Below are 16,875 nucleotides of genomic sequence, written 5' to 3'. Positions count from 1 at the left end.
AGGTTTGGATTATACCATAAAAAAAGAAAATATAGTAAAATTAGCTAAAAATTTTAATGGAATGAAAATGAGCATACAAAACACAATAAAATCTATGACAACAACACAGATTCTCAAAAAAAAGGGCGTGGAAAAAATCACAATGCTTACCGCTTACGATGCGTTAATGGCAAAAATCTTTGATGGTGAAGTGGATATGATTTTGGTGGGCGATAGTTTGCAGATGAGTTTTTTTGGAGAGAGCGACACGCTAGGTGCGACTTTAGAACAGATGATTTACCACACAAAAGCCGTGTGCAGGGGTGCAAAAAGTAGTTTAATCGTCTGCGATATGCCTTTTGGTAGCACGACAACACCAGAAATTGCATTGAAATCCGCAATCCAAATCTATAAGGAAACCAAAGCACAAGCCATAAAGTTAGAAGTTGGATTTGAGGGGCTTCAAAGCATTCAAATGCTAGTAGAAAATGGAATTGCAGTAATGGCGCACATTGGATTAAAACCGCAGTTTGTCCGCAGTGAGGGAGGATACAAGGTGCAGGGAAAAACGCAAGAAAGTGTGGAATCGCTCATAAAACTCGCAAAAGACATTGAACAAAAGGGTGCATTTAGTATTTTGCTAGAGGGGGTGAGGGCAGAGGCGGCTAAAGCAATTACGCAAAGCGTTGGGATTCCGGTGATTGGAATCGGGAGTGGAGCAGATGTAGATGGGCAGGTGCTAGTGTGGAGTGATGCTTTTGGATTCTTTGAGGAATTTAAGCCCAAATTCGTGCGTCAATATTTAAAGGGTGTGGAGCTTTTGCGTCAGGGTGTGCGTCAATATGTTAAAGATGTCAAAAGTGGTGCTTTTCCAAATGAACAGGAAAGTTATTAGGGGGAGATTTGGAACGCATTGTAGAGATTGAAAAATTAACCCTAGAGAAAGAAGAGGACATTAGGCTTCGCCCAACTTGTTGGGACGATTATATCGGGCAAGAGAAGCTAAAGAAAAATTTGCAAGTCTTTATTGCAGCAGCAAAAAAGCGCGGAGATGTGTTAGACCACCTTTTGCTTTTTGGTCCCCCCGGTCTTGGCAAGACAACTTTAGCGCATATTATTAGTGCGGAAATGCAAACTTCTATTAAGGTAACCGCTGCGCCGATGATTGAAAAAGCAGGAGATTTAGCAGCGATTCTAACCAATTTAAACGACGGAGAGATTTTATTTATTGACGAGATTCATCGTTTAAGCCCAGCCATTGAGGAGATTCTGTATCCAGCAATGGAGGATTTTAGGCTAGATATTATTATCGGGAGCGGACCTGCTGCACAGACGGTCAAAATTGACTTACCGCGCTTTACGCTCATTGGGGCGACAACACGCGCGGGAATGATTAGCAACCCTTTGCGGGATAGGTTTGGAATGCAGTTTCGTATGCAGTTTTATGAGCAAGAGGAGTTAGCGCGTATTGTGAAAATCGCTTCTGTGAAGCTACAAAAGGAATGTTCCGATGAGGGCGCATTAGAGATTGCTAAACGCTCACGCGGAACGCCAAGAATTGCTTTAAGATTGCTCAAGCGCGTGAGGGATTTTGCGGAGGTTGCAGAGGAAGCAATGATTACAAAAGAGCGCACACAATACGCCTTGAATGAATTGGGCGTGAATGAACACGGGTTTGATGAGTTAGATTTGCGATTCTTAAAAATTATTTGTGAGAATCGCGGACGCCCGATTGGACTTAGCACACTTGCTGCGGCGATGAGTGAAGATGAGGGGACGATTGAAGATGTGATTGAGCCTTATTTGCTTGTCAATGGCTACCTAGAGCGCACTGCAAGAGGCAGAATCGCAACACAAAAAACTTACGAATTATTTTCCTTTCGGGAAATTGGGAGTTTGTTTTAGGGATATTGTTTGAAAGGAACGCACTGCGGTTTCTATTTTGCAAAAATTAAATCAAACGATGGAATCTTAAGAATAAGATTGGGTTATGGATTGCCACGAGATTCTAACAATTCTCTCGTAATGAGAAGCAGCAAAACCTTTGCTAGTTTTTGTGATTCTAACTCTTTGACAAATATTTCCTAAAAAGTAGAAACCCATAACAATAAAAATCAATCCTTCATTTTAAAGATGCTTTTATTATCCACCCACAAACTAATAAACCAAAAAGTAGCACAGCAGACTGAAACAAACCATTTCCATAATCAGCAGCAGTCATAATAGTATCTCCTTTTAAAAAGCAAAAATTCCTTGCTTAAATAAGTAATTTAAAATACATAAACCAAAAAAGCACAATTAGCAAAATAAATAGGAATAATTTTTTACCCATTTGCACAACTTGTAAAACCCAATGAGACAATATTTAACGAAATTTTCATTTCTACTCCTTTGTAATAACTTATCATAATAAGTTGAATGTGATTCTACAATGAATAAAACTTAATTTAACTTATTATAAGGTGGTTTAGTTGCCACTTGAGGCTGAAGAGATTAAAGAAATTTATAAACAAATTGGTGCAAATGTTGCAAAAATAAGAAAGCAAAAACATTATTCGCAACTTAAGCTTTCCCTAGCCATAGGGCACAACTCCGTTAGTCTTGTGTCTTTTGCGGAAATTGGGCTTAAAGGATCGCATTTTAATATTGAACATCTTTTGCAAATTGCCAAAGTTTTAGAGGTGGATATTTGTGAGTTTTTTGATGGAATTTCGTTTGATAAAATAGAAGATAAAAAATAAATTACGATTCCATTAGGAATCGTAAGGTGATTTTAGTCTAGCAAAAATAACTCCAAAGGATATTTTTTACCTAAGTCTTTCAAATCCAAATATGCACGCACTTTTAAAAGCTCATTTTGAGGATATGTATTTAAACGCTCTTTAGCCTCATCAATCATTTCTAATTCCAAAAGCACATAAAAGTATGCCATTTCGGCTAACTCATCTTTGTCGGCAAGATACTCAAACAAGCTAACCCAACTTGCAGGTTCATAGCATTCTTTTAGCTTTTGCGCCAAAAGCAAATAATCCCCTTTGCTATATCCTACTTCTGCGCAAAGCTGAGCTATTTCATCGTTGCTGAAATCCATTTTTTTAGAATAGCACATTCCAAGCATTTCACTAGCTAATTCTTTGTTAAATTTTATTTCGCCAATGAATTGCTTAATGGTTTTAATTTCTTCTTGGTTAAGCAGTTTCTTAAAAGCTTCGCGCTTACACTCTTCATCATAGCTTGATTTTTTAAGCACTTCTACAGCAAACTTTTCATCGCTTTGGATTTGATTGAAAATATTTTTACGCATAAAGGTGGATTTTTCATTGGGGTTAAACTTTTTAAGATTTACATATTTGCCCCTTTTCAAATCGCCTAGTAATTCAATGAGCTCATCTAGTCTCGTTTCGCCACTTTTAAGGGCAATTCCATCTTTTACATCTAAAGTAAGATTGCTTAAGAGAATGGATAAACTTTTGTATCTATTCATTGTGGGTTGCTTTATCGGTGTATCTTTGCTTAAAAGCTGATTTTCTATTTGTTCTAAAAGTATTTTATAATCTCGTTTATATTTTGTGCGTTTGCGCCACATACGATAAGAGCCGCTAATCTCTAAAACGCCCACAATGATAAAAAAAACCACAACGGGTATAACAAACCATACCGCAACAGGAAGCGTGATGGTTTGTGTGCTAAATGGAATTGCAAACGCATAACTTTCCCCGCTAAGACTATAAATATAAAGCCCTAAAAGCACAATAAAGACGAATAATGCGCCAATGTAATATTTAAATTTCATTTTTGTTCCTTTGAATCTTTTTCAATAATTTGTCTGCATACTATACAATATTTTGCATGTGGTTTTGCTTTTAAACGTTGAATGCCAATTTCCTCATTGCACATTTCACAGATTCCATAAACACCCCCATCAATTTTTTCTAATGCGTTTTCAATATATTCTAATTCCAAATGATGCCTTTTAAAAATGGAGCTATCCAATACATTTCGCATTTGCATTGCCGCGTAATCTGTCTCGTTGATGTGACTGCTTTGGATATGTTCCATTGTTTGCTTGTGTATAGAGTTATTATCTAAAATTGCCTTTTTTTTAGTCAATAAAATAGATTTAAAGCTCTCTAACTCACTTTGACGCATTTCTTTCTATTCTCCTATTTGTGGTATGGGTGATTATGAATCAAGCAAAGCGCACGATAAATTTGTTCGCTTAATACAATTTTTGCAATTTTATGGCTAAAAGTAAGGGGTGAAAGGGAAATTTGCGTATGGCAATCTTGAGTGAATTTTTCTTCTAAACCATACGCTCCGCCAATAAAAAATGCGATATTAGCTTGATTTTTCAAGATATTTGCAAATTCAAAGGAATCCACTCTCCTAGCACTTGGGCTTAATGCAATTCTGTATTGATTGGGTTTAAAGGTTTTAAGAAATTCTTTTGTGTAAGATTTTTGCGCCTCCATTGCTTCTTGCTTTTGGCTTGAGTGGATTGCTTTGCAAAAGAGATTGATGAAATCTAGGTTCGCTCCAAATTGAGCGCACAATGCAATAAACTCTTTACAGAGTTGCTCACTTAGGTCTTTGTGGTTTTTAGCAATATAATATACAACAATTTTAATCATAGCAATAAACGATCTTTAATATTCTACTTTAAGGTATTGCAGAGCTTTGGCAATTGTTTGTTTGATGTCTTTGCGCTGCACAATCATATCAATCAATCCGTGTTCTAGCAGAAATTCTGCAGTTTGGAATCCTTGTGGTAAGTCTGTGCCAATCGTTTGCTTTATCACTCTAGCCCCAGCAAATCCAATTATCGCGCCCGGTTCTGCCATAATCAAATCACCCAGAAAAGCAAAAGAAGCACTGACTCCACCCATTGTTGGGTCGCTTAAAACAGAAATAAAAGGCAAATGCGCATCATTTAGAATATTTAGCGCAGCAGAGGTTTTTGCCATTTGCATTAGAGAATAGGTGGATTCCTGCATTCTAGCTCCACCGCTTGCGCTGACAATCACAAGTCCTTGTTTGTTTTGTATTGCGCGATGGATTGCGCGGACAATTTTCTCGCCTTCCACAGAGGCGAATGAGCCACCCATAAAATTGAAATCAAACAGAACGATTTGTGCGCCAATGCCATTGATTGTGCATTCTCCGCTTACAACAGAACTTGGACGTCCGCATTTTTTTGCATATTCTTCCACGCGTTTTTTGTAGCTTTTTTTATCCACAAAGTCTAATGGGTCGTTTGGTGCTAAGTCTTTGTCAAACTCTATAAAGCTTCCTTCATCGCACATTAAAGCAATTCTATCTTGCAATCCTATACGCATATGAAAGTTGCATTTTGGACAAGTGTAATGCTGTGCAACTACTTCTTTATAATACATTAACGCATTACAGCTTGGGCATTTTATCCAATGACTTGGTGCTTCTTTTGGCAATGCTCTTTCATCCTTTTTGAAGTTTTTGAAAAAATCTGCAAAACCCATTATGTTTTCCTTAAGTCCAGCTTCCACATTTACATAAAAGTGGAGGGTGTCGTGAGCTTTAAAGTGATAAATTTTGTAAAAATAAGCTCAAATTGTATAAAATTATGTGTTAATTTATACTAAAAGATAGAAAAATATGCAGATTTTCACGAAAGATTCAAGTGTAACCCTCTATAATGCAAGTTTCTGCGAAACCTATCATAATGCACAAGATGGCGCATTGCAAGAAACTTTACACAAACATATCCTCCCAGCCCTTTCTTTAAAAATGCAAGAACCTATTTTATCAGTGCTTGATATTTGTTTTGGGCTTGGATTTAACACCCTGTGTTTAGTGCATACTGCGCGTTCATTGAGATTCAAGGGAAAGATTTTTATTTATTCTCCAGAGTTGGATTTCAATCTTTTGCCAAAACTTCTAAAGCACCCTTATCCTAAAGAATTAGAAAATGAATTGACAATTTTAGAATCCCTAGTTATGCGCCATTATTACAAAGAACAAGATTTGGAGATTGTTTTGTATTTGGGGAATGCGAGAGAGATTTTAAAGTGTTTTCTTGCGAGAGATTCTAAGGACACTCCACACGGAATCGCACAGAATCCAATGTGTTTTAATATTATTTTTCAAGATGCCTTTAGCCCACTTAAGAATCGCACTTTATGGACTTATGAATATTTTAAAACCTTGTATGCACTAAGTAGCGAAGAGGTAATTATCACGACATATAGTCATCATTCTTGTATGTTATATTCCGCTTATTTAGCGGGATTTTACGCTTTTAAACTTCACCAAAAAGATGTGCGGGATTCTATTGTTTTAACCAAAAATGCAAAATTACCAAATATGGAGCTAGATAATGTGGTAAATATTACTGCTATCAATATTGCACACAAAATCAAAACAAATCCAAAACTTTGGGGGTTGTATGATGTATAAAACTTTTATGTTTTGTTTGTATTTTTTAATTTTTAAATAGATTCTCAAGATTTATTATAAAATACAATGAGGCAAAAAGAAAAAGGATAAGGTTTGGAATAAGATTTAAAGCCAGAGCCAAAAGCAAGAAAAGGGATTGACAAGCTTTTATTGTTAGCGGGATTTGAGTTAAAAGATTTTAAGGATTGTGCGGAATCTTGAGGGGGGGGGGTGTAATGTATTGTTAAAGGGAATTTATCTTAGGTAGAAGGCACAAGCGGATTGTATGCTTTTTGTATCAAACAAAGCGTGTGAAATTTATTTCACGGATTCACGCGAACTAAACCCGTGCTCAAGGAGGATTTTTGCCTTTCATGCATAAAAGAGATTTTGGATAGACTTAGCCCCAATTCTTTGCACAAGAGAATTTGGCACCTTTCACCACTAAGCAAAAAAGATTCTAAAAATCTAAGGGTTTGCCAAAAAGATGCCATAGAGGGCTTAGAAAAACTTTTGAAACAAAACAAAGAGTATTAATCCAAATGGCAATAGGTGTGAGCGAAGCCTTTACTATTTGCAATTTTGCTTATCGTCTCCTAAGCATAGTAAAGACAAAGCGCATTTTGTCGCTTATGAATAGAAACAATCTTGGCGAACAATCCAAAAAAAGGATTTGATAATTTCACTCTAGGCATAGATAAGGCAGATTCCTTTGGGATTCTTTGCATTTTTTCATATTCTTTTAAAAGCACATTCAAATTGCCCTCTGGTGTCTCTATATTTGCTAAAATACAAAGCTCTTTGAGGTAATTAAAAAGGTTATAGCTTGTAGCCTTTCTGATAAGCGTGAAATTTCCCCTTTTGTAAGTATAAATTTGTGGATTATTTTTAAATACCACCTTAAGATTTTCATTTTCAAAAGAGCAGGATTTGATCTCTTTGGTTTTATCTTTTCCTTTAAGGAGAATAAAATATTTTTGCGTCATAACTACCCCATTCAATGAAATAGGGTTGGTTAGGCAAGGTGGAAGTTACCAATGAGAAAACAGGAGAAATTAAAATCATTAATGTCAATAACACGCGATTAAAGAGAATCTATAACACCAATATGCGCACGGCAAATGCACAAGGCAGAGCTAAAGCACAATATGCACTAGAAGGGGAGATTTACTTAAGGTATATTGCCTTGCAAGATGGCTTAACGCGTCCCTCTCATCTTAGAATGCACGGAATCACACTCCATAGAAACGACCCCTTTTGGGAGAGGAATTATCCCCCAAATGGTTGGAATTGTAGATGTGTAGTGAGGGCATATAGCAAGAGTGAATGTGAAAGACAAGGATTTGAGATTTCAAAAACACCTCCATTGCCTATTGCAAGTAAGGATTGGAGCTATGATAAGAGAGGATTAAACAAAGACGAGAGCTTGGATTCTGTTTTAGAATCTAAACTAGAGAAGTTTAAAAAGAATCCTGATAAAAGGGCGTTTGTGGAATCCTTACAGGCTACAAAAGAGGATATTGCACAAGTTAAGAAAAACTATCAAGCCATTAAGAATCTTAAACTAGAAAACTTAAATGGCGAGGTAGATAGGAAATTTATTCCTCTTGCTAAAACCACACAAACACTTAAAAACTTACTTAAAACAGAAGCAAAAGAAATCTATTTAAGCGGTTGGACATTAAGAACACATACACATCATACCAATGTGAAAGAGCTAGATTATTCTCTGTTACCTTTTTTAATCAGAGATACCAATGTGTATAAGGTAAAAGAAAGCGGAGAGAATCATATTGTTTATTTTAGTAGGTTTGGGAGTTATTACAAAGCAGTATTCAAAGTAACACAAAATAAAGAAGAGATTTTTTTAGTAAGTCTAAGCAAAGGAAGTAAAAAAATATGAGGTTGCCAACCCCAAACCTAATAGCTAGAAGCCGATTTCTAGCCATAACCCTTTCAGAGATGGCGAATCTCTTAACACGCTCCCGTGCAGACGGCTATTTTTGGATTAAGCAAGATGATTCTACCACAAAGGATTTTAAAATGCAATACACTATAAAGAATCTTAAAACTAAAGGCAAAGAATGATTTTTGCAAATCTTAGTGGTGGGAGGGATTCTAAACACTATGGCTTTATGTAGGAGAAACTATGGCAGAAATTATCCTTAGTATTGAGGAATTACAAGGTAAGCTAGAGAAACTAAGCAAGGCATTAGAGAATAAAACACCGCTTCTAAGGAGAATAGCAAATACTTTACAAAACATTACAGAGGAATCCTTTGATAAACAAGCCTCACCCTTTGGAGAGAAATGGAAACCTAACTCACCTAAAACCTTACAAAAGAAGCGAGGCAATAAGATTCTTATTCAAAGCGGACTTTTAAGTCAATCTTTCACACAAAAAGTTACAGGTTCTAGCGCACAAGTAGGCACGAATAAATCTTATGCTGCCATTCATCAATTTGGAGGAAAAGCAGGGAGAGGCAAAAAGGTAAGCATTCCTGCGCGCCCTTTTATGCCCATTAAAAGCAATGGAGAGATCCCAAAGGATTTAGGGGAGAGACTAGAAAATGAAGTGGTGGATTATTTGAAAAAGGTGTTAAAATCTTAGTTTTAGTGACTTTCTGAACTTTTTTGGGATTCTGTTATGCCGACTTTTTCCATTGCAAAAAATGTCAGTGAAATCCATACAATCTCTAAAATCCTTTTATTGGATAATCCTTTTTAATCTCATTACTTCTAAAAATTGCTTCTTTTTTAAAATTTAAAATCTACAAGATTTTCAATATCTTTGCTATATCTCAATAAAAGCATATTTTATCAAAAAATATAATAAACAAAACACTATTTTGCGAATCTCAATTACAAGGCTTAAATAAAAGCACTTATAAGCAACTTTTAGCTAAGATTGTGCCAAAAATTAACAAATGCGATTCTACAACTTTTAAGGATTCTTTATGCAAGCAAACAATGTCCAAATTTTAGTGTTAGATTTTGGGAGTCAATACACACAGCTTATCGCGCGTAGATTGCGTGAGTATGGAGTTTATACCGAGATTGTCCCTTACTTTGAAAAGCTAGATTCTATTAAGGCAAAGAATCCTAAAGGTATTATCCTAAGTGGCGGACCTGCGAGTGTGTATGAAAAAGACGCCTATAAGCCCGATAGTGCAATTTTTAGGCTTGGGATTCCAATCTTAGGAATCTGCTATGGTATGCAGCTTATCGCCCAACATTTTGGAGGGCGCGTCATCAAGGCAGACGCACAAGAGTTTGGCAAGGCGGTGCTAGAGATTATGGAATCCTATGCGGATAAAGATTCTAAAGTTTCATCTTATCTCACATTTCAAGGCGCACAAGTGCCGATGAACCTTTCTTTTACGCTTTTTAGTCAAAGCAAGTTTCCTCAAATGCTAACAGCCTTGCTTGATTTATGGGAAGATTCTGTGCGAGTAAGCCACACTTTTTTAACTAAGCAGCACATTGCAGAGATTAAGCCAGAAGTCAAAGTAGCACTCAAAAGCTCCCAAAATATCATCACTGCGACAGATAAAAAGGATTTTTTGGGCTTTATTGGCGTGGAAGACAATAAGATTGAAATGCTTTTTGTTGCTTCAAAATCTTTTAGAAAAGGTGTGGGCAAAGCATTGCTCAAAGAAGCATTGGAGCGATACTTGAAAGATTATCCTGACATTTTAGTAGATTGTAATGAGCAAAATACGCAAGGTTTGGCATTTTATGAATCTTTGGGCTTTGAAAAAATAGGAATGAGCAAAAAAGATTCTGCAGGGCGAAACTTCCCCATTGTGCATTTAAAAATAGACAAGGCAACATTAAAAAAAGCACTTGAAAGAGAAACTAGCGATTCTGCGGCAAATGCTTTTGTGTGTGAGAGTGAGCGTGTCTTTTTGCGTCCTTATACACAGGCGGATTTTGCGGCACTGCATAGAATCCTAAGCGACAAAAAGACGATGTATGCGTGGGGGAATGGCTTTAGCAAGAAAGAAAGTCAAGAATGGCTAGAGAAGCAATTAGCGCATTATCAGCAATGTGGCTTTGGAATCTGGGCGATTGTGGAGAAGCAAAGTGGTAAGATTATCGGCAATGCGGGGCTAAACCATACAGAGATAAGTCTAAAGGGCAAAACTCAAGAAGTTGTAGAAATCGGCTATCTTTTACACCGCGATTTTTGGGGCAAAGGCTATGGAAGCGAAGCGGCTAGAATATGCGCAAAATATGGTTTTGAAACTTTAGGATTAGAGGAGGTGTATTGCCTTATTAAAGAAGATAATCTAAGCTCTCTTAAAGTCGCAAAAAAGCTTAGTATGCAAAAAGTGGGGGAATATCTTAAGTCTTACAAGGGCAAAAAAATCAATCATTTTGTTTTTAAACTTGACAAAAAAGTATGGCAGGGATTAGAGAATAGCACGAATACGCAAGGGCTTGGAGCAAACACACTCTTTAAAAATGTGAAGCAAGATTCTATCGTATGGATGAGCCACGCGGATAAGGTAGAATCTATCCCACAAGGATTTAAAGAACTTGCAAAGTCTGGAAATACACATTATTGCGCGATTGCAGATTTTAAGCGCAAGATTTATGCGTTGCAGTTTCACCCTGAAGTTGTGCATAGCGAATGCGGAGGGCAGATGTTGCAAAACTTTGCAGTAGGGATTTGCGGGGCGGATACAAGCTGGAATATGCGGAATTTTGCACAAAATGAGATTGCAAAATTGCGCCATATTGTCTATGGGGACAAGGCGCATTGTGAAAGCCCTATGATCTTTATGCAGATTCAGGAAGCCTTTAAGCATATTGGCAAAGTGCAAAGCATAGAAAAGCTTATTGAAATTTGGGAGCAGGGCGCAAGAGCCACCCACAAAGATTTAAGCGAAGATGAAATTGCGGGTATGAGAGAAGAGATACGGGAGGATGTTTTAAAATCCAACAATCTACTTATAGCGCAAAAAAATGGGGAATGGCTAGGCTTTATTGCAGTAGAAAAAAATGAAATTATATTGCTTTTTGTCGCTCCAAAAGCCTTTAAAAAAGGTATAGGCAAAGCACTACTCAAAGAAGCATTTACGCGATATTTAGGCAAATATGAAGTGATAAAGGTAGCAAGTTTAGAGTGGGCTTTAGGATTCTATCAAGCTTTAGGATTTACAAAAACAGGAGAGAAACCTATTCCTGCTAGGAGTGCTGGGGAATTTTCACCCGAGCTTATCCCTCTAAAAATTTCGAGTGAGAGTTTGCAAAAGTCTTTAGGGTTTGAGATGCAAGATTCAAATGAGGGTGTGCGTGAAAAGGTGCGTTGCCCTTGGGCTACCGATAAGGACGAGGTGGCGCGTAAATTGTATGAAAACTACCACGATTGTGAGTGGGGAGTGCCACTCCACGAGGATAAAAAACTCTTTGAGTTTTTGATTTTGGAGGGCTTTCAAGCGGGGCTTTCTTGGATTACGATTCTTAAAAAGCGCGAGAGTTTTAGGGTAGCATTTGATGACTTTGATTACCAAAAAATTGCCGCTTATAATGAAAGTAAAATAGAATCTTTAATGCAAAATGAGGGGATTATCCGCAATCGTGCCAAAATAGAAGCCGTGATTATCAATGCTAAGGCGTTTATGGCTGTGCAAAGGGAGTTTGGAAGCTTTGATAAGTATATTTGGGGCTTTGTGGGAGGTAAGCCGATTATGAATAATTTTAAGAGCATAGCAGATTTACCTGCTTCCACACCGCTTTCGGATACAATCGCTAAAGATTTGAAAAAGCGTGGGTTTAAGTTTGTCGGCACTACGACTATATATGCGTTTATGCAGGCTATTGGAATGGTGAATGACCACCTTACCTCGTGCTTTAGGCGCAATTCGTCTTTGGGTATGCAATGCGATAAGGTTTTGGATTTTTCGCAAGGCACGGACGCCAAGTCCGCTAACCTTACAAAAAATCCAAAAAACTTACACAGCCACACTGCAAATACTAGAATTGTGGATTCTCAACATACAGAATCTAGCGATACTAAGATGCAAAGTCATTTAGAATCTAGTGCAGATTCAGGTTTGGCAGTATCTTTGAGGGATTTTAAGAGTTGTGAAGGTGCGACACGAGGGAGTTACCTTGAGGGTAATGACCAAGCACCGAGCGAACAATCCGCTAAAAGCACCAAAAAGCCAACGCCTTCTAAGGTTTTGTGTGCGGTGAGTGGAGGGGTAGATTCTAGCGTTGTCGCTGCGTTGCTTTATCGTGCCATTGGGGACGACCTTATTCCTGTGTTTGTAGATACCGGGCTTTTGCGTAAAGGTGAGAGAGAGGCAGTGGAGAAAATGTTTAGAGAGAATCTCAAAGTGCCACTAATCACTGCAGACGCTAGTGCGTTGTTTTTAAGCCGCCTTAAAGGTGTGATTGAGCCAGAGAAAAAGCGTAAAATCATCGGTGAGACTTTTATTGAAGTCTTTGAACAAGAGGCAAAAAAGCATAATACCAAAGGCGAGATAAAATTCCTAGCACAAGGCACGCTTTATCCTGATGTAATAGAATCTGTGAGTGTCAAAGGTCCCTCTAAGACGATAAAAAGCCACCATAATGTCGGTGGGTTGCCGGAGTGGATGAGATTTGAACTCATTGAGCCTTTGCGGGAGCTTTTTAAAGATGAAGTGAGGGCGTTAGGTAGAGAACTTGGAATGCCCGAATCTATGCTAATGCGCCATCCATTCCCGGGACCCGGGCTTGCCATACGCATTATGGGAGAGGTGAATAAAAGAGGTTTAAATTTGTTGCGCGAGGCGGATTCTATTTTTATAGAGGAACTGCACAAGCAAGGCTATTATGATAAAGTGTGGCAGGCGTTTTGTGTGTTACTCAATGTGCGGAGCGTGGGGGTAATGGGCGATAATCGCACCTATGATAATACAATTTGTGTGCGTGCGGTGGAGGCAATTGATGGAATGACAGCGACTTTTGCGCATTTGCCCCACGATTTTTTAGAATCTGTGAGTAATCGCATTATCAACGAAGTAGAGGGCATTAACCGCGTAGTGTATGATATAACTTCTAAACCCCCAGGCACGATTGAGTGGGAGTAGGGAATGAGTGAAAAAACTACATTACCCAATCTATTAAGTAACATTGTAGATTTTCTTAAAAAACAAAATCCACAACTAAGCAATCAAAGTTGTGATGGGCGGATAAATTTAGCTTTTAATGAAGATGAAATCTTGAAACTTTTAGAATCAAAATTTACAATAAAACACCCAAAGATACGTGATTGGGTGGATTTTAGCTTTTATGAAAATAATGTATTTTGTCCTGTAAATATTAAAGTTAGCACGACAAAAACAACTGATAATCTCAATTGCAAACTTGGAATTTATTATGCTTTAACAGGTAAAATTCCGCCTTTTGATAATAGTGTAAGCTGGGAAATATATTTTAAAACTTTAAGTGAGAACCTAGAACCAAATAGTAAAGATTATTATTTTTTAATTATAAATAAAGATAACCCTAGTGATGTGTTTGTTACTTCGTTAAAAAGTTTAGAATCTATTTTGCCAAATGGTAATAATCTCCCCTTTCAAGCTAAGTGGGATAATAATCGCCAACTTATTAATAGAGATTTTGGAAATGCAAAAGCCTTTTTACTTGGAACTTTTGAGGAATCTTTAAAGCTTCGGGCTGATGCTTATTTGCATTTTAGGACATATTTTTATGAATCTTAATGTAGTAAATCTTGGACAGGTTTTTACCCCACCACATATTGTAAGCGATATGTTAGCCCTTATTCCAAGCTTTTTGATTCTCGCTCAAATCTCTATCTTTTTTTCATTTATAAGTGTATTTTGCACTTGAAAGAGGGAGGAGAGTTGATTTTTATTACCCCAAGAGATTTTTTAAAATTAACCTCAAGTGTGAGTTTAAACGAGTTTTTGTTTTATCGAGGCAGCATCACGCATTTTATTGATTTGGGCGATAAAAAGATTTTTGATAAAGCCCAGCCAAATTGTGCGATTTGGAGGTTTGAAAAGGATAATTTTACGCGTAAGACGCAGTGTTTAAGGGAGTTTTCTTGTATCAATGGACAGCTACTTTTTACTAAAAAAGCCTACACGATTCCTTTTAAAGATTTATTTTTTGTCAAAGTTGGAGCAGTGAGTGGAGCAGATTCTATCTTTGCGAATGAAAAATGGGGTAATATGGATTTTGTTTGCTCACAAAGTGCTAAAAGTGGCAAAACGAGAAAAATGATTTATGGAATTTATGGCAAAGATTGTGCATATTTGCAAAATTTTAAAGAACAGCTCTTGAGGAGGAGGATTAAAAAATTTAATGAATTAAATTGGTGGGAATGGGGTAGAGACTATTATAAAAGTGAGAATCCTAGAATCTATGTTAATACTAAAACACGAAACAAAAAGCCTTTTTTCTTACATCCTTGCAATGTTTATGATGGTTCTGTTTTAGCAGTTTTTCCAAAATTTAAGGTGGATTCTATAAGATTGGGGATATTATGTGAGAGGCTTAATAATGTGGATTGGGAGGAACTTGGATTTGTGTGCGACGGGCGATTTTTGTTTTCACAACGAAGCTTAGAAAATGCAGTGCTAGATTCTAGTTTTTTAGAATTTGCAAACAATAGAATCATCAACGAAGTAGAGGGCATTAACTGCGTGTAGCATAGTAGTATCACTTTCAAACTTTATTAAGTAAAATTAAGTTAGCTTTCAGATAGAATTTCTATACACTTTTTATAAATATCGGGATTAATAATAATCAACTTAAGTTGTTTTCTTACTCTTGTTAGGGCTTGAAATAGTGTTTCTAAGGGATTATAATAAGCTCTAGCTTTATAGCTTAATCTACCTTCTTCTGTATAGTAGAAATCTTCAGTAATTATTTAACAATATTATCCCATTCTTGTCCAATAGCTTGATGAGAGCTTGTGTCTGAAGAAAATTTAACCTGGCTTAATTTTTCTTGTGTATGCAAACTAGTGGAGAGATAAATATATTTCCATTTTTCTTTAATTAAAAAATTAACATATTCTTGCGTATCTTGTAAGTTATTTGCGTAGTATAAGGATATATTCTTGAATTCCTTTGGTTTTGAATCTTGAGATTCTTTATTTTTTGGATTAAATATTTTTTTAATGAAATAAGCAATTTCTTTATTGTGTCTAATTTTATTATTTAATTTATAATCAGTTTCTTTTGCAGCTTCTTGAATCGTCTGCGTTACTTCCTTTGCTTCATTAGTTCTGTTAAGTCTTTGATGAACATCGTGAGAAAAAATTAATATTCCATTTTCTCTTACTTGCAGTATTTCTTCTAGCTGTTTAACGCTTATTCTTTGAGATTCATCAACAATAATAATATCGGCTTGAATTTGTTTAATATGATTAAAATCTTTGATTGGGTAAATATTCCACTTCAAATCTCTAAGTTTATATATTCCTTCATTAAGACTTGCACAATGCACAATTACAACTTTATAGCCTTGTTGCATTAATTTTTTTTGCAATGTGATATGTTAGCAGAGTTTTTCCTGTTCCAGCTTGACCAGATATTGAAAATATATAATGACTTTTTTGATAAATCTTTTCTAATATCTCCTTACAGATTTGTTCTTGATAGTTGGTTAAAAAATATTGTTCATCAATAAATGATTGTGTATTGTTAAAAGGAGAGATTAAATAATTAATTGGGGCAAATAAAGTATCTGGATGTCTTTGTTCATTTTCAAACTCTCTAAGTTCTTGGAGTAAGTTAGGTGTTTCAATTTCTTTAAGTTCTCCCTTGAAATATTTATAGAGTTTCTTTTGGGTGGCCACAAAGGTATAACAATGAATCTCTTTGTTAAGAGGAGAAAAATAGTGATAATTACACTGAAGTTGTTTAAGAATTTTATCGGTTGCAATCTCCTCAAATTTTAACTCAATATTAATAATTTTATTCTTTTCAAATCTAACTAAATCAAATTCTTTTCCAATTTGTGGAATAGTGTAGTTAATGTAATAGCTCGCAAAAACATTAAAATTTTCATTTTTGAATTTTTTAAACTCTTGACATAAAAGACATAAACTTTGAATCTCGTGTTTTTTAACATTTTGAATTTGTAGAAATTCTTTAATATGTTTGTCCGATAGTAATTCTTCTTCTTTAAAAAGATTGCAAATTTCCAAAAGATTTACAGTTCTTTGCATAAAGATTTTTTCCTCACTTGGTAAAATGAATTTTTATGTGTGATTGTATCATGATTGCTTTTAGATTTTATCACAAGATTTTCTAAAGCTCCCATTACGCAGAGAATTGCAAGGGAATTACAATCAAAAAAAAATACTTATTTTTAACAAATAACCTCAATGCTATGCAAAATCTCTTGCAAAATAAAGATTTTAACAATGAAAAGACTTTTAAAAATAGTGTAGATTTAGTCTATATTGACCCTCCTTTTGTTGCAAACTTCATATTTACCCCCAAAACCTCTTGC

17 protein-coding genes and 1 pseudogene are annotated in these 16,875 nt (G+C 36.1%); 11 read left to right on the top strand and 7 right to left on the bottom strand.

What is annotated here, in order from left to right; genetic code table 11:
- Positions 1-67 precede the first annotated feature (67 nt).
- The 4 genes from panB to BS85_RS0100240 all read left to right on the top strand — a co-directional run bounded on the left by panB (position 68) and on the right by BS85_RS0100240 (position 2,720).
- Entirely contained in the window at positions 68-874 is an 807-nt protein-coding gene (gene panB, locus BS85_RS0100260) for a 3-methyl-2-oxobutanoate hydroxymethyltransferase (protein ID WP_026943022.1), read from the top strand.
- Between the two features lie 8 nt (positions 875-882).
- Positions 883-1,884, top strand: coding sequence for a Holliday junction branch migration DNA helicase RuvB (gene ruvB / locus BS85_RS0100255; protein ID WP_026943021.1), 1,002 nt, complete (start codon positions 883-885; stop codon positions 1,882-1,884).
- A 9-nt stretch (positions 1,885-1,893) separates the two neighbouring features.
- Positions 1,894-2,067 (top strand): hypothetical protein, encoded by a 174-nt coding sequence (locus tag BS85_RS11155; protein ID WP_156937990.1) that lies wholly within the window; start codon positions 1,894-1,896, stop codon positions 2,065-2,067.
- Between the two features lie 383 nt (positions 2,068-2,450).
- On the top strand, positions 2,451-2,720 hold the full coding sequence (locus BS85_RS0100240) for a helix-turn-helix domain-containing protein (RefSeq protein ID WP_026943020.1): 270 nt from the start codon (positions 2,451-2,453) through the stop codon (positions 2,718-2,720).
- 32 nt (positions 2,721-2,752) lie between these two features.
- Here BS85_RS0100240 and BS85_RS0100235 read toward each other — a convergent pair whose 3' ends face one another.
- The 4 genes from BS85_RS0100235 to accD are packed head-to-tail and all read right to left on the bottom strand — an operon-like array spanning position 2,753 to position 5,474.
- Complete coding sequence (locus BS85_RS0100235; RefSeq protein ID WP_026943019.1) at positions 2,753-3,772, bottom strand: hypothetical protein; 1,020 nt, start codon at positions 3,770-3,772, stop codon at positions 2,753-2,755.
- The gene (dksA, locus tag BS85_RS0100230) at positions 3,769-4,128 is read right to left on the bottom strand and encodes an RNA polymerase-binding protein DksA (protein ID WP_026943018.1); all 360 of its coding nucleotides are present in this window, start codon (positions 4,126-4,128) and stop codon (positions 3,769-3,771) included. Before dksA ends, BS85_RS0100235 begins: the two co-directional genes overlap by 4 nt.
- Before the next feature lie 14 nt (positions 4,129-4,142).
- Positions 4,143-4,607 (bottom strand): 23S rRNA (pseudouridine(1915)-N(3))-methyltransferase RlmH, encoded by a 465-nt coding sequence (locus BS85_RS0100225; protein WP_026943017.1) that lies wholly within the window; start codon positions 4,605-4,607, stop codon positions 4,143-4,145.
- Between the two features lie 18 nt (positions 4,608-4,625).
- A complete protein-coding gene (gene accD / locus BS85_RS0100220) occupies positions 4,626-5,474 on the bottom strand; it encodes an acetyl-CoA carboxylase, carboxyltransferase subunit beta (RefSeq protein ID WP_026943016.1) in 849 nt (282 codons plus the stop codon).
- Between the two features lie 136 nt (positions 5,475-5,610).
- Here accD and BS85_RS0100215 point away from each other — a divergent pair, with 136 nt between their 5' ends.
- Positions 5,611-6,411, top strand: a complete 801-nt coding sequence (locus BS85_RS0100215) for an MnmC family methyltransferase (RefSeq protein ID WP_026943015.1) — start codon at positions 5,611-5,613, stop codon at positions 6,409-6,411.
- 575 nt (positions 6,412-6,986) lie between these two features.
- Here the strand turns inward: BS85_RS0100215 and BS85_RS0100205 are convergent.
- Positions 6,987-7,376 carry a hypothetical protein gene (locus tag BS85_RS0100205; protein ID WP_026943013.1) on the bottom strand — a complete coding sequence of 130 codons (390 nt, stop codon included), beginning with the start codon at positions 7,374-7,376 and terminating at the stop codon, positions 6,987-6,989.
- 38 nt (positions 7,377-7,414) lie between these two features.
- Between BS85_RS0100205 and BS85_RS10765 the strand changes: the two genes are divergently transcribed.
- The 6 genes and pseudogenes from BS85_RS10765 to BS85_RS09935 form a co-directional block, all read left to right on the top strand.
- Complete coding sequence (locus BS85_RS10765) at positions 7,415-8,293, top strand: phage head morphogenesis protein (RefSeq protein ID WP_026943012.1); 879 nt, start codon at positions 7,415-7,417, stop codon at positions 8,291-8,293.
- Entirely contained in the window at positions 8,290-8,478 is a 189-nt protein-coding gene (locus tag BS85_RS0100195; RefSeq protein ID WP_026943011.1) for a hypothetical protein, read from the top strand. Before BS85_RS10765 ends, BS85_RS0100195 begins: the two co-directional genes overlap by 4 nt.
- A 61-nt stretch (positions 8,479-8,539) precedes the next feature.
- Positions 8,540-9,001 carry a phage virion morphogenesis protein gene (locus BS85_RS0100190; RefSeq protein ID WP_026943010.1) on the top strand — a complete coding sequence of 154 codons (462 nt, stop codon included), beginning with the start codon at positions 8,540-8,542 and terminating at the stop codon, positions 8,999-9,001.
- Positions 9,002-9,347: 346 nt separating this feature from the next.
- A complete protein-coding gene (gene guaA, locus BS85_RS12130; protein ID WP_342665504.1) occupies positions 9,348-13,475 on the top strand; it encodes a glutamine-hydrolyzing GMP synthase in 4,128 nt (1,375 codons plus the stop codon).
- Positions 13,476-13,478: 3 nt separating this feature from the next.
- Positions 13,479-14,108 carry a hypothetical protein gene (locus BS85_RS0100180; protein ID WP_026943009.1) on the top strand — a complete coding sequence of 210 codons (630 nt, stop codon included), beginning with the start codon at positions 13,479-13,481 and terminating at the stop codon, positions 14,106-14,108.
- Between the two features lie 66 nt (positions 14,109-14,174).
- A pseudogene (locus BS85_RS09935) lies at positions 14,175-15,062 on the top strand (Eco57I restriction-modification methylase domain-containing protein); the annotation flags it as partial.
- Between the two features lie 217 nt (positions 15,063-15,279).
- Here BS85_RS09935 and BS85_RS0100165 read toward each other — a convergent pair.
- Positions 15,280-15,891, bottom strand: coding sequence for a hypothetical protein (locus tag BS85_RS0100165; RefSeq protein WP_156937989.1), 612 nt, complete (start codon positions 15,889-15,891; stop codon positions 15,280-15,282).
- On the bottom strand, positions 15,875-16,567 hold the full coding sequence (locus BS85_RS0100160; RefSeq protein WP_156937988.1) for a hypothetical protein: 693 nt from the start codon (positions 16,565-16,567) through the stop codon (positions 15,875-15,877). The genes BS85_RS0100165 and BS85_RS0100160 overlap by 17 nt, the downstream gene beginning before the upstream one ends.
- Between the last annotated feature and the right edge of the window lie 308 nt (positions 16,568-16,875).

Source organism: Helicobacter rodentium ATCC 700285, assembly GCF_000687535.1.
Taxonomy (GTDB): Bacteria; Campylobacterota; Campylobacteria; order Campylobacterales; family Helicobacteraceae; genus Helicobacter_D; species Helicobacter_D rodentium.
The sequence above is the reverse complement of the archived record's forward strand: the minus strand, read 5'-3'. Positions and strand labels throughout refer to the sequence as shown.

Bases quoted from the DNA above. Each gene is read 5' to 3' on its own strand.
- BS85_RS0100205 (WP_026943013.1), bottom strand. From the start codon at position 7,376: ATGACGCAAAAATATTTTATTCTCCTTAAAGGAAAAGATAAAACCAAA.
- accD (WP_026943016.1), bottom strand. From the start codon at position 5,474: ATGGGTTTTGCAGATTTTTTCAAAAACTTCAAAAAGGATGAAAGAGCA.
- BS85_RS0100165 (WP_156937989.1), bottom strand. From the start codon at position 15,891: ATGCAACAAGGCTATAAAGTTGTAATTGTGCATTGTGCAAGTCTTAAT.
- dksA (WP_026943018.1), bottom strand. From the start codon at position 4,128: ATGCGTCAAAGTGAGTTAGAGAGCTTTAAATCTATTTTATTGACTAAA.
- guaA (WP_342665504.1), top strand. From the start codon at position 9,348: ATGCAAGCAAACAATGTCCAAATTTTAGTGTTAGATTTTGGGAGTCAA.
- BS85_RS0100195 (WP_026943011.1), top strand. From the start codon at position 8,290: ATGAGGTTGCCAACCCCAAACCTAATAGCTAGAAGCCGATTTCTAGCC.
- panB (WP_026943022.1), top strand. From the start codon at position 68: ATGAGCATACAAAACACAATAAAATCTATGACAACAACACAGATTCTC.
- BS85_RS0100215 (WP_026943015.1), top strand. From the start codon at position 5,611: ATGCAGATTTTCACGAAAGATTCAAGTGTAACCCTCTATAATGCAAGT.
- BS85_RS0100180 (WP_026943009.1), top strand. From the start codon at position 13,479: ATGAGTGAAAAAACTACATTACCCAATCTATTAAGTAACATTGTAGAT.
- BS85_RS0100190 (WP_026943010.1), top strand. From the start codon at position 8,540: ATGGCAGAAATTATCCTTAGTATTGAGGAATTACAAGGTAAGCTAGAG.
- BS85_RS0100235 (WP_026943019.1), bottom strand. From the start codon at position 3,772: ATGAAATTTAAATATTACATTGGCGCATTATTCGTCTTTATTGTGCTT.